Raw genomic sequence first — 13,161 nt, 5'->3', positions numbered from 1 at the left:
AGGGTTCTGCCATTATGAAAAAAAGTTTTTTAAAAATATCCTCTCTATTATTTCTGTTTGTTCTACTAATTTCGTGCGATAAGGATTTTAATTCCTTAGATTCAGAAGTAATCGGCGATGATCATTTTGATTTAGTATATGATGAAGCTTCACTTGTAGCTTATTCAAAAGCAACAGGAGTAGTGCAGACTAATAATTTACCTTTAAATGCTTTAGGGATTTATAAAAATGATTTTTTTGGAACGACAAAAGCTCATTTTGTTACACAAGTAGAATTAGGTTCGGAAAATCCTTCTTTTGGTTTTAACCCAATAATTGATTCGGTTTATTTGTACGTGCCTTATTTTACCGAACTTAAATCAACTGAAACAAGTGGGGAACGTGTTTATGAATTAGATTCTATCTATGGTAATGCAGAAACAGGAAAGTTTAGATTGAAAGTTTTAGAGAATGGTTATTATTTAAGAGATCTTGATCCAGCGGATAATTTACAATCTTCTCAAAGATATTTTAATGATGATAAAGCAACAAAAATAGATCCATTCAAAGGTTCCGAGCTTCTTAATAATAGTTCTAATATTGCTCAAAACAATGAGTTTTATTTTAGTAAAAAGGAGCTTTATATTTACAAAACAAATGGTGCTGGATTATATGTAGATAGTAATGGAGCTGTTTTGTCAGATCAAAACAATGTGACTTTGAGAGTTATTAAAGAGAGAAAAACACCAGGAATGTGGTTGGATTTGAAAAATAGTTTCTTTCAACAAAAAATTTTAGATGCAGCTTCAACTGCTAATTTGTTTAGTAATAATGCTTTTAAGAATTATTTTAGAGGATTGTTGTTTGAAGTGGAGGAAATTAATCCTGATCAAGGAGCATTGGCAGTATTGGATTTTTCTAAAGCAGAATTAAAAATTTTATACAAAGCGGCCTCGGAAGCCATTAGTGTTGAAAATCCTACTCCAACTAGGACTAGAAGGACCTTTTCTTTAAAAATGGGTTACAATGCTTCTACAACTTTAAGAAATAACAGTATTAATTTGTTAGAATACAATAATTCAACGGAATATGATGCTGGATTAGCTGGTTCTAATGAAGTTCTAGGAAGCGATAGATTATATGTTAAAGGAGGAAATGGCTCTGTTGCATTTATTGATTTGTTTGCTCCAACAGAACTTGAAACATTAAGAAATAATGTAGCAACAAAAAATTGGTTAGTTAATGATGCTCGTCTAACATTTTATGTTGATAAAACGGCTATGACAAATGTACCGAAGACTAGTGAGCCGGAAAGAATTTATATTTACGATGCTACTAATAATTTAGTATTAGTTGATTACACATTTGATAGTTCATCAAGTGCTAACCTAAAAAACAGTAAAGTTGTTTTTGGAGGGATGATACAAAGAGAAACTACTAGCCCTAAAAAAGGAATCAAATACACGATAAGATTAACAGAGCACATAAAAAGAATTTTGAAAGCAGATAGTAATGGCGAGTATCAAGACAATATCAAAATAGGTGTTTCTGTAACTGAGTCAATAAATCTGGTTTCAAGTGCAAAACTTAAAGCTCCGATTTCTGCTAATGGTGTACAAATTAGCGACATTCCTTTGGCGTCAATCTTAAATCCATTAGGAACTGTTTTATATGGAAATAATGTAGCTCCAGAAGATGAAGCTAAAAAACTTAAATTAAGTATTTATTTCACTAAACCTAATAACGAATAGTATATGTGTGGAATTGTAGGTTATATTGGTCATAGAGATGCTTATCCGGTTATTATTAAAGGATTACATCGTTTGGAATACAGAGGTTACGATAGTGCTGGTATTGTTTTATATGACGGAAAAGATTTAAAATTATCAAAAACCAAAGGAAAAGTTTCTGACTTAGAGGCAAAAGCTGAAAGCGAGAAAACAACTATTGGTAAAATAGGAATGGGTCACACACGTTGGGCAACTCATGGAGTTCCTAATGATATAAATTCACATCCACATTTTTCAAATTCTGGAAAATTAGTGATTATTCATAATGGAATCATCGAAAATTATGAGCCATTAAAACAAGAATTAATCAAAAGAGGATATATATTCAAGTCTGATACAGATACAGAAGTATTAATCAACTTGATTGAAGAAGTTAAGAAAAAAGAAAATTGTAAACTTGGAAAAGCAGTTCAAATTGCATTAAATCAAGTTATAGGTGCTTACGCGATTGCAGTAATTGATGTTGAAAATCCAGACGAGATTATTGTTGCTCGTTTAGGAAGTCCGTTAGCAATTGGAATTGGTGAAGATGAGTTTTTTATCGCATCTGATGCAACTCCTTTTATTGAATATACTTCAAATGCTATTTATTTAGAAGATGAAGAAATGGCAATTGTTCGTTTACACAAGCCATTAAAAGTTAGAAAAATTAAAGATGATTCAATGGTTGATCCTTACATTCAAGAACTTCAATTAAACTTGGAGCAAATTGAAAAAGGAGGTTATGATCATTTCATGATGAAAGAAATCTACGAACAGCCAAGCGTAATCAAAGATACTTATAGAGGAAGACTTTTGGCTAACAAAGGAATTATTCAAATGTCAGGTGTTGAAGATAATTTAGAAAAGTTCTTAAATGCAAAACGTATCCTTATAGTTGCTTGTGGAACTTCATGGCATGCAGGATTAGTTGCAGAATATATTATTGAAGAATTTTCAAGAATTCCTGTAGAAGTAGAATACGCATCTGAATTCAGATACAGAAATCCAATCATTAATAAAGATGATGTAGTTATCGCAATTTCACAATCAGGTGAAACAGCAGACACCTTAGCTGCAATCAAATTAGCTAAAGAAAATGGAGCGTTTGTATTTGGAGTTTGTAATGTGGTTGGTTCATCTATTTCTCGTGAAACTCATGCAGGTGCTTATACTCATGCAGGTCCAGAAATCGGAGTAGCTTCCACAAAAGCATTTACAACGCAAATTACTATTCTTACGTTAATTGCACTTCGTTTAGCAAAAGCAAAAGGAACAATGAATAATTCTGAGTACCAACGTTATTTGTTGGAATTGGAATTAATGCCAGAAAAAGTTCAAGAAGCTTTATTAACAAATGATGTAGCAAAACAAATTGCCGAAATTTACAAAGATGCAACTAATTGTTTATATTTAGGAAGAGGATATAACTTCCCAGTAGCTTTAGAAGGTGCATTAAAATTAAAAGAAATTTCATATATACATGCAGAAGGGTATCCGGCCGCAGAAATGAAGCACGGACCAATCGCATTGATTGACGAACACATGCCAGTAATTGTAATTGCTCCTAACAAAGGACATTATGATAAAGTGGTAAGTAATATTCAAGAAATAAAATCAAGAAGCGGAAAAATTATTGCCGTAGTTACTAAAGGAGATACGCAAGTAAAAGCTTTAGCTGACCACGTAATTGAAATTCCAGAAACAAACGAACCGTTTACACCGTTATTAACTACAATTCCGTTACAATTATTATCGTATCATATTGCAGTTCTGAGAGGTTGTAATGTCGATCAACCTAGGAATTTAGCAAAATCCGTTACTGTAGAATAACATTTTAAAAGCGAAATTGGAAGATTTCGCTTTTTTATTGTAAATAATTCAAAAAATAAATTGCAAAATTGTTTTAGAAAAAACTATCTTTGCACTCGGAAAAATACATCATTTTTTCAACATTAATTAGCTATTAAATAAATACATAAGCAATGTCTAGAATCACAGGAAAAGTTGCACAAATTATCGGGCCAGTTGTTGACGTCGTTTTTAATGACTCAAATAACGAATTACCTAAAATTTACGATTCATTAGAAATCACTAAAAAAGATGGTACTTTATTAGTACTTGAAGTTCAATCTCACATTGGTGAAAACACTGTTCGTACCATTTCTATGGACTCTACAGATGGTTTAGCAAGAGGTGTTGAAGTAGTTGCTACTGGTGCACCAATTCAAATGCCAATTGGAGCAGACGTTTTTGGTCGTTTATTTAATGTAATTGGTGATGCAATCGACGGTTTAGGAGATTTACCTAAAGCTGGTGCAAATGGTTTACCAATCCACAGAACAGCTCCAAAATTTGAAGACTTATCAACTTCTTCTGAAGTTTTATTTACAGGTATTAAAGTAATCGACCTTATTGAGCCTTATGCAAAAGGAGGAAAAATTGGATTGTTTGGTGGTGCTGGAGTAGGTAAAACAGTATTAATTCAGGAGTTGATTAACAATATTGCAAAAGGTCACGGTGGACTTTCAGTATTCGCAGGAGTAGGTGAAAGAACACGTGAAGGAAATGACTTACTTCGTGAGATGTTAGAGTCAGGAATTATTAAATATGGTGACGATTTCATGCACTCTATGGAAAATGGAGGATGGGATTTGTCTAAAGTAGATATGCCAGGAATGAGAGAGTCTAAAGCTACTTTCGTTTTCGGACAAATGAATGAGCCACCTGGAGCTCGTGCTCGTGTAGCACTTTCAGGATTATCTATCGCTGAATATTTCCGTGATGGAGCTGGATCTGACCAAGGTAAAGATGTATTATTCTTCGTTGATAATATCTTCCGTTTTACACAAGCAGGTTCTGAAGTATCGGCTTTATTAGGTCGTATGCCATCTGCAGTAGGTTACCAACCTACATTAGCAACTGAAATGGGTGCAATGCAAGAGCGTATTACTTCAACTAAAAAAGGATCTATTACTTCTGTACAAGCGGTTTACGTACCTGCGGATGACTTAACTGACCCAGCACCAGCAACAACGTTTGCTCACTTAGATGCAACAACTGTATTGTCTCGTAAAATTGCTGAGTTAGGTATTTATCCAGCGGTAGATCCATTAGATTCTACTTCTCGTATCTTAACTCCAGAAATCTTAGGTGCTGAACATTATGACTGTGCTCAAAGAGTAAAAGAGATTCTTCAAAAATACAAACAATTACAAGATATCATCGCCATCTTAGGTATGGAAGAGTTATCTGAAGAAGATAAATTATCAGTATCTCGTGCACGTCGTGTACAACGTTTCTTATCTCAACCTTTCCACGTAGCGGAGCAATTTACAGGTATTCCTGGAGTATTGGTTGATATCAAAGAAACTATCAAAGGATTTAACATGATTATGGATGGTGAATTAGATCACTTACCAGAAGCAGCGTTCAACCTTAAAGGTACTATCGAAGAAGCTATCGAAGCTGGACAAAAAATGTTAGCAGAGGCATAATTTTTAATAGCTTAAAGCCTAAAGCTTAAAGCCTAAAGCATAAAAAAATGATTTTAGAAATAGTATCACCAGAAGCTACATTGTTTAAAGGAGAAGTTACTTCGGTAGCAGTTCCTGGGATTAACGGTGAGTTTCAAATGCTAAATAATCACGCACCTATTGTTTCTTTATTAGCAAAAGGAAATGTGAAAATCAATGCTCAAAACATTAAAATTGAAAAAGAATTTGTTTCTAAATTCAATAAAGTAAATGAGCAAACGTATTGGTTACCTATTAATTCAGGTACCATCGAAATGAATGAAAACAAGATTATTGTTTTAGCTGACTAAGACAATAGATTTATAGTAAAAAGTCCTGCAATTTGCAGGACTTTTTTTGTTTTATGACTTTGTGATTGTATCGTATGCTAATTTTAATTTACTTATCACAATTTCAATTTCTTCTTCATTCAAATGTCCAAAACCAAAACGGATAGCACAAGTGTTTTTATCTTGATAAAGAATCGTTTTCGGAAGAAGTACATCTATTTTAGCTACTTCTTCAGCAAGTTGAATTAACGATATGGAAGGATTAAATTCAGTCCAAAGTGCTAATCCACCTGAAGGTTTTTTAAATTGGATTGCTTCTTTGAAATAACGCTTGAAACATTCGCAAGTATAATCTCTTCTTTGTTTGTAAATTATTGAATTCTTTTTCAGTAAACGATGAATTTCCCCTTCATAAATTAATTCAGAAAGTACTTGTTCTTGAATTAAATCGCCTTGTTTGTCTAACATTTGCAAATAGTTTTTGGCTTCCGAAATCAAATTTTCTGGAGCTACCACAAATCCGGTTTGAAAGCTAGGAAATAATGATTGTCCTAACTTTCCAAGATAAATTACCATTCCGTTTCCGTCTGAACTTGCCATGGGTAACATAGCGGAACCTTCGAGTTGAAAATCGTAATCAAAATCATCTTCAATTATGGCAAATTGATGCTTCTTGGCAAGTTGTAAAAGTTGTAATCTTCGCTCAGCAGACAAAGTATTTGTTGTGGGATAATCGCGATTGGAACACACATAAACACAACGAATCTTCCCTTTTGTAAAATGTTTTTCAATGTAATTGATATCTAATCCATTTTCGTCAATTGGAATGGTTTTGATATTTGCTCCAGCTTCCTGAAAAATCATGTTGGCATTATAGTTACTCAAATTACCAACCAATACCACATCTTTCTTGCGAATTAGAAGTTGCGAAATAATATACAAACTCATTTCAGTACTTCGTGTACTGATTAAGTTTGTAGGTTTAATATGAAATCCTCTTGTCGCATTCAAAAAGTTGCATAATTGATTTTCAAATGTAGAATAGCTGTTTTTCGATGTATTGTTCCATTTTGAAATCAACGATTTTCGTTTCATTGATGTGCCGTACCATTTTGAAAATTCGTGAATAGGGTGTAATCTTAAATCGGGTTGACCGTCGTTTAAAATGTATTTTGCTTCAGAAAATTCTTGTGTTGATACCAAGTGAAAGGATGTTTGAAAAGGAAATCCTGTCGTTTTAGGATAACTATAAGCATCGTTTATTCTATTTGTACGAGCTTTGATAGTAGCTGTTTTTGGTTTTGGGACCAAGATAAAAGTCCCTTTGTTTGGAATAATTTCAACCCAACCTTGCGAAGCTAATTCTTCATAAACCGCAACAGCTGTATTTCTATGAATTTTAAGTAATTGGCTGAATACTCGGGTTCCCGGTAAAGCCATTCCTTCTTTTAGATACCTTCTTTGAATTGCATTTATAATTTGCTGCGAAATTTGAATATATACGGAAGTAGCACTTGATTTATCAAAGTGAATAAGCTCTTTCAATAATAAATTTACCGGACTATCTTTCATTTTAAAACTGGACTATTTTAATCGTCCGGAAAGTTACGACTTTTGCACCGTTTTAAAATAAACTTCAAATGAAAAATAAATACTTTTTATCTGCCTTGCTTTTAAGTGCTTTACTTGGAAATGCACAAGAAACAGAATTAAAAACTGATTCTCTTAAAGAAGTTGTAGTTACTTCTTCTCGAATTGATTTACCTTTTAAAGAAAACTCAAGAACTATTCAAATTGTTACTGCTGAAGACATCAAAAAACTTGGCGTTACCAACGTTGCAGATGCTTTACAACAGGTTGCTGGAATTGACGTAAGACGTCAAGGTGTAAACGGAATGCAAGCTGATTTATACATTAGAGGTGGTGGTTTTGATCAAACATTATTGCTTATTGACGGTATTAAAGTTGATGATCCACAAACTGGACATCATACTTTAAATTTAGCGTTACCAATTGAAGTGATTAAAAGAATTGAAGTAATTAAAGGACCTGCCGCACGTATTTTTGGACAAAATGCTTTTACGGGAGCTGTTAACATTGTAACCAAAGATGTTGAAGAAAACTCTTTAATTGCTAAAGTGCAAGGAGGTTCTTTTGGTCAATTTATTGCTGAAGCAACAGGTACAGTTAGTTTAAAAGAAAGTAGTCATATTGTACATTTTTCTAAAAATTTCTCAGAAGGTTATCGCCATAATACTGATTTTGATAATACCAATTACGTGTTGAAAAGTCAATTCAACAAAAATAAATTACCAATTAATTTACTTACTTCTTATTCAGAGAGAAAATTTGGTGCAAATGGTTTTTACGGAATTCCATCGGCTACAGAGCAATATGAAGAAACACAAGCGAGTTTAGTTGGACTTTCAACGGTTATTAAAAATGGAAATTTTACTTGGAAACCAAGAGTATATTGGAGAAGAAATCAAGATGAATATCACTATATCAGAAGTAATCCTTCTATTTATAGAAATTTACATATTACCAATAAGTTTGCTGCTGAATTAAATGGTTCTTATGAATCAAAAGTTGGAATCACCGGTTTTGGTGTAGAAATGGCTAAATATTACATTTCAAGTAATAGGTTGGGCGATAATTCAAGAGAAATGGCTTCTGTGTTTTTAGAACATCGTTTTCAGTTTTTGGACAATAAATTTGATATAACACCAGGAGTTGCGGTATCTTATTTTTCTGATTTTGATAGCAAAGCATTTCCAGGATTAGACTTAGGTTATCAAATTTCTTCCGATTTTAGAGTGTATGGAAACATTGGATATACCTACAGAGTTCCAACATATACTGATTTGTATTACATAGGTCCACAAGCTATTGGTAACGAAAATTTACAACCAGAAGAAGCACTTTCAGAAGAAATAGGAATCAAATGGTTAACTTCTAGATTTGATTTTACTTTTGCTGCCTTTAACAGAGATTCAAATGATTTGATAGATTACGTTAGACCAACTGAAACGGACGTTGTTTATACGCCTCAAAATATTCAGGATGTAAACACTAAAGGTTTTGAGACACAAGTGGAATATCGTTTTACATTGAATACTTTGCCACAAAAAATTAAAATGGGTTATACTTTTATCGAAGATGATGTTAAGCAAAGTAGTGCTGCATATTCAAGATATTCTATCAATTCGATGAAACATCAGTTTGTTGGGAATTATGCAATGGAATGGTTCAAAAATTTCAGCAATTCAATCGGATATCGATACGTAGAAAGAACCTCAGGAGTTAGTTATAATATTTGGGATGTAAGCGCTTCGTATCAATTAAAAGCCTTAGAATTTTCGGTATATGCTAATAATATTTTCAATACAGAATATGTAGAAGCAGGAATGGTTCCTATGCCAAAAGGGAATGTTTTATTTGGAATGAAATATTTGTTTAAATAGAAGGTTAGTTGAGAATGAAAAAGGACTACAAAAATGTAGTCCTTTTTTTATTGAAGTATTTCTTTCACCTATTTGCATAAAAAAAGTCCCGATTAATCGGGACTTTGTTCTTTCTAGGTAATCAAAAAATAATATATATTAGTCTTCGATAACTACTACTTGAGCAGCTACTTTACCTTTTCTTCCTTCTTCTTCTTCGTAGCTAACTGCATCACCTTCATTAAGAGATTCAACTCTCATTCCGCTTGCGTGTACGAAAATGTCTTTTCCTGTTTCATCATCTGTAATAAAACCGTAACCTTTTGATTCATTGAAGAATTTAACTTTGCCTGTGCGCATTTTTGTAATATAAAAAAATTAATAATAGTCAAAGATATACTTATTTCCGACACGAACAAGAAAAAGTTAAAAATATTTCAAAATTACTGATTATCAGTGTCTTCTTTTTTCTTTGAACTTAAGTTTAGCATTCTTTCTCTCGTTTCTTTGTTCTTAAATCTCGAATATAAAAACAATGGCATTAAAACGAAAGCAACTAATAAAATTCCAATTCCAATCCATTTATCGCCATTTAAGCCGTTGTTTTTTTGGAAATATCCAAAAGAAATTAGGCAAGCAATGATTGCGATAAGGCCAATTAGAATCTTTTTCATATGTTTAAATTTTATTTATTAGCGGTAACATATGGTATCGCCTTTTTAATCATAGGTGTTTGCTTGCGCAAACTTGTTGTTAATGGCGATTTCATCTTTATCTTAATTTAATATGTAATTCTTGTAATTGTGCTTCATCAATAGTTGAAGGCGCATCAATCATTACATCTCTTCCTGAGTTGTTTTTAGGGAAAGCAATAAAATCACGAATCGTTTCTTGTCCGCCTAAAATAGAAACCAATCTATCCAATCCAAAAGCTAAACCTCCGTGTGGTGGAGCTCCAAATTCAAAGGCATTCATTAAAAATCCGAACTGAGCTAAAGCTTCTTCTTTGCTAAATCCTAACAAATCAAACATTCTACTTTGTAATTCTCTGTCATGAATACGAATAGAACCTCCACCAATTTCGTTTCCATTTAATACCATATCATAAGCATTAGCGCGAACTTTTCCAGGTTCGGTTTCAATTAATGCCATATCTTCTGGTTTTGGCGATGTAAAAGGGTGGTGCATTGCGTGGTATCTTCCGCTTTCTTCGTCCCATTCTAATAATGGGAAATCTACTACCCATAATGGCGCAAATTCGTCTGATTTTCTCAAACCTAAACGAGTAGCCACTTCCATACGAAGAGCTGATAATTGTGTTCTTGTCTTATCTGCTTTTCCTGATAATACTAAAATTAAATCACCTGGTTTAGCATTGGTAATTTCAGCCCATTTTTTCAAATCTTCTTGGTCGTAAAATTTATCTACAGACGATTTGAAAGTTCCATCTTCTTCACATTTTACATATACCATACCTAATGCTCCAACTTGAGGGCGTTTTACCCAATCAATTAAAGCATCAATTTCTTTTCTTGTATAGTTTGCGCAACCTGGCGCAGCGATTCCGACTACTAATTCAGCTGAATTGAATACTGGGAAATCTTTATGTTGGGCTACAGCGTTTAACTCTCCAAATTTCATTTCAAAACGAATATCTGGTTTGTCATTACCGTAGGTTTTCATTGCGTAATCGTAAGTAATTCTTGGGAATTTAGCTACTTCAACTCCTTTGATTTCTTTAAGTAAATGACGTGTTAAGCCTTCGAACATATCTAAAATATCTTCTTGCTCCACGAATGCCATTTCGCAGTCGATTTGTGTAAATTCTGGTTGACGGTCGGCACGTAAATCTTCGTCACGGAAACATTTCACAATTTGGAAATATTTATCCATTCCACCTACCATCAATAACTGTTTAAACGTTTGTGGCGATTGTGGTAAAGCATAAAACTGACCTTCATTCATTCTACTTGGAACTACGAAATCACGCGCACCTTCTGGAGTAGATTTAATTAAATAAGGTGTTTCCACATCACAAAAACCTTGGTCAGAAAGATATTTTCTAACTTCCATTGATACTTTATGACGGAATAATAAGTTGTTTTTAACCGGATTTCTTCTGATATCTAAGTAACGATATTTCATACGAATATCTTCACCACCATCGGTTTCGTCTTCGATAGTAAATGGAGGCAATTGAGCTTCGTTTAAAATAGTTAATTCAGTAACTAAAATTTCAACATCACCAGTTGCCATATTTGGGTTTTTAGAAACGCGCTCAATTACAGTTCCTTTAATTTGAATAACAAATTCTCTTCCTAAAGATTTTGCTTTTTCAATCACTGCTTTGTCGGTTCTTTGTTCGTCAAAGATTAATTGCGTGATACCATAACGGTCACGTAAATCAACCCAAATCATAAATCCTTTATCTCTCGATTTTTGAACCCAACCTGCAAGGGTAACTTCTGTATTGATGTGTGAAGCGTTTAATTCGCCACAGTTATGACTTCTGTACATTTCTTGAAATTTTTTGCAAATGTAGTAACAAATATTAATTTTATTCGTTTAATTTTAATAGATTTGATTCAATAAATAACACTTTTAAAACATGAAAAAAGCATTCATTTTGTTTTTTGCCGCAATTCTTTCAGGATTTGCTCAAAATACTACTAATACGGTTTCTTTAAACGTAAAAATTGCGAATAGATTTTCGGACACGATTACTATTTCTTCAGGAAGATCTTTCAAACAAAAAGTTGGGATTAATAAAAAAGGTGAGTTTCAAACCACTTTTGAAGCTTCAAAAGATGGAGGATTATATCGTTTAAACGATGGTAACGAAGGAACTACTATGTTTTTGAAAAATGGTTACGATTTAAAGTTAATATTAGATACTAAAGATTTTGATGAGACTATTGTTTACAAAGGAAATGGTGCTAATGAAAACAACTACTTAGCTAAAAAAGCATTATCTGATGAAAAGTTTGAGATGGAGTTAGAAGCTTTATTTGATGCTGACGAAGTTACTTTTAAAGAGGCATTAGCTAAAAAGAAAGCGAATGATATTAGCATGATTGATGGGAAAGGTTTTGATGAAACTTTAGTAAAAATGCTACGTCCTTCATTTGATCAAGAAGAAAAATTTTTGTTAGATTATTACAATCAAAAACTAGCAGCTAAGAAAATGGAAGGCATTGTTTCTCCATCATTTGATTATGAAAATCACAAAGGAGGAAAAACCAAGTTAGAAGATTTAAGAGGAAAATATGTATATATTGATGTTTGGGCTACTTGGTGTGGGCCTTGTTTGGCTGAGATTCCTCATTTAAAGAAAGTAGAAGCAAAATATCACGGAAAGAATATCGAGTTTGTGAGTATTTCTGTTGATACAGAAAAGGATTATGAGAAATGGAAAAAAATGGTAGTTTCTAAAGAATTGGGTGGAATTCAATTATTTGCTGATAAAAACTGGACTTCAGATTTTATCAAAGCTTTTGGAATTAATTCAATTCCAAGATTTATTTTAATTGGACCTGATGGGAAAGTAATCAAAGCTGATGCTGCACGTCCTTCATCTGCATCATTAACGGAATTATTAGATAGTTTAGTGAAGTAATTTCAATATTTTTTATACCTCATTTAAAGCCAATACATTACGTATTGGCTTTTTCAATGTTAAGTTTTTATCTAATGTTACCAAATTGTTAAGCAAAAGTTTTTTTATTGTAAAATAAATTTTATATTTGTTACTGTAATGTTAACCTAAAAAAAGAAAAGAGTATGAAAAAAGTAGTTATTGCAGTAGTTTTATTGGTTTCGAGTTTGTCATTTGCACAAGAAGTAAAACCAAAATTTGAAGTGGTTGACCAAATGGTGAAAGCAACATATTATTATGATAACGGACAAGTAAAACAAGAAGGTTATTACTTGGATGGAAAATTACATGGAAAATGGATGGCTTATAACGAGGATGGTTCAAAACAATCTATTGGAGAATATGTAAACGGAGCTAAAACTGGAAAATGGTTTTTTTGGAGTGATGCTTCATTAAGCGAAGTTGATTTTTCTGATAGTAGAATTGCTGAAGTAAAAAAATGGTCAAAAGATGTTTTAGTTAAAAACTAATTCAAATTAAAGTATAAAAAAAGTCCCGATTAAATCGGGA

Annotated in this window: 11 protein-coding genes; 7 read left to right on the top strand and 4 right to left on the bottom strand. The window is 32.7% G+C overall.

Annotated features, from left to right (window positions below; translation table 11 throughout):
• Positions 1-14 precede the first annotated feature (14 nt).
• From bamH to AAEO58_RS01945, 4 genes are all read left to right on the top strand, one after another.
• Positions 15-1,730, top strand: coding sequence for a BamH family beta-barrel-assembly machinery protein (gene bamH / locus AAEO58_RS01960; protein ID WP_341681474.1), 1,716 nt, complete (start codon positions 15-17; stop codon positions 1,728-1,730).
• Between the two features lie 3 nt (positions 1,731-1,733).
• Positions 1,734-3,581, top strand: coding sequence for a glutamine--fructose-6-phosphate transaminase (isomerizing) (gene glmS, locus AAEO58_RS01955; RefSeq protein WP_341681473.1), 1,848 nt, complete (start codon positions 1,734-1,736; stop codon positions 3,579-3,581).
• A gap of 152 nt (positions 3,582-3,733) precedes the next feature.
• The gene (gene atpD, locus AAEO58_RS01950) at positions 3,734-5,245 is read left to right on the top strand and encodes a F0F1 ATP synthase subunit beta (protein WP_133608716.1); all 1,512 of its coding nucleotides are present in this window, start codon (positions 3,734-3,736) and stop codon (positions 5,243-5,245) included.
• A gap of 47 nt (positions 5,246-5,292) precedes the next feature.
• Positions 5,293-5,574, top strand: coding sequence for a F0F1 ATP synthase subunit delta/epsilon (locus AAEO58_RS01945; RefSeq protein WP_026725933.1), 282 nt, complete (start codon positions 5,293-5,295; stop codon positions 5,572-5,574).
• Positions 5,575-5,625: 51 nt separating this feature from the next.
• Here the strand turns inward: AAEO58_RS01945 and AAEO58_RS01940 are convergent, their stop codons facing one another.
• Entirely contained in the window at positions 5,626-7,125 is a 1,500-nt protein-coding gene (locus AAEO58_RS01940) for an aminotransferase-like domain-containing protein (protein ID WP_341681467.1), read from the bottom strand.
• 68 nt (positions 7,126-7,193) lie between these two features.
• On the opposite strand from AAEO58_RS01940, the gene AAEO58_RS01935 reads away from it, so the two are divergent.
• The gene (locus AAEO58_RS01935) at positions 7,194-9,017 is read left to right on the top strand and encodes a TonB-dependent receptor plug domain-containing protein (protein ID WP_341681464.1); all 1,824 of its coding nucleotides are present in this window, start codon (positions 7,194-7,196) and stop codon (positions 9,015-9,017) included.
• 138 nt (positions 9,018-9,155) lie between these two features.
• Here AAEO58_RS01935 and AAEO58_RS01930 read toward each other — a convergent pair whose 3' ends face one another.
• The 3 genes from AAEO58_RS01930 to aspS all read right to left on the bottom strand — a co-directional run bounded on the left by AAEO58_RS01930 (position 9,156) and on the right by aspS (position 11,513).
• Positions 9,156-9,356 (bottom strand): cold-shock protein, encoded by a 201-nt coding sequence (locus AAEO58_RS01930; protein ID WP_008255794.1) that lies wholly within the window; start codon positions 9,354-9,356, stop codon positions 9,156-9,158.
• 83 nt (positions 9,357-9,439) lie between these two features.
• Positions 9,440-9,670, bottom strand: coding sequence for a hypothetical protein (locus tag AAEO58_RS01925; protein ID WP_262317119.1), 231 nt, complete (start codon positions 9,668-9,670; stop codon positions 9,440-9,442).
• 97 nt (positions 9,671-9,767) lie between these two features.
• Positions 9,768-11,513 (bottom strand): aspartate--tRNA ligase, encoded by a 1,746-nt coding sequence (gene aspS / locus AAEO58_RS01920; RefSeq protein WP_341681461.1) that lies wholly within the window; start codon positions 11,511-11,513, stop codon positions 9,768-9,770.
• 91 nt (positions 11,514-11,604) lie between these two features.
• Here aspS and AAEO58_RS01915 point away from each other — a divergent pair, with 91 nt between their 5' ends.
• Both AAEO58_RS01915 and AAEO58_RS01910 read left to right on the top strand, forming a co-directional pair.
• Complete coding sequence (locus AAEO58_RS01915) at positions 11,605-12,612, top strand: TlpA family protein disulfide reductase (RefSeq protein WP_341681460.1); 1,008 nt, start codon at positions 11,605-11,607, stop codon at positions 12,610-12,612.
• A gap of 164 nt (positions 12,613-12,776) precedes the next feature.
• Positions 12,777-13,121 carry a toxin-antitoxin system YwqK family antitoxin gene (locus AAEO58_RS01910; RefSeq protein WP_290820823.1) on the top strand — a complete coding sequence of 115 codons (345 nt, stop codon included), beginning with the start codon at positions 12,777-12,779 and terminating at the stop codon, positions 13,119-13,121.
• Positions 13,122-13,161: the final 40 nt, after the last annotated feature.

It is taken from the genome of Flavobacterium helocola (genome assembly GCF_038289885.1).
In the GTDB taxonomy this organism is placed as follows: Bacteria; Bacteroidota; Bacteroidia; order Flavobacteriales; family Flavobacteriaceae; genus Flavobacterium; species Flavobacterium cheniae.
The sequence above is the reverse complement of the archived record's forward strand: the minus strand, read 5'-3'. Positions and strand labels throughout refer to the sequence as shown.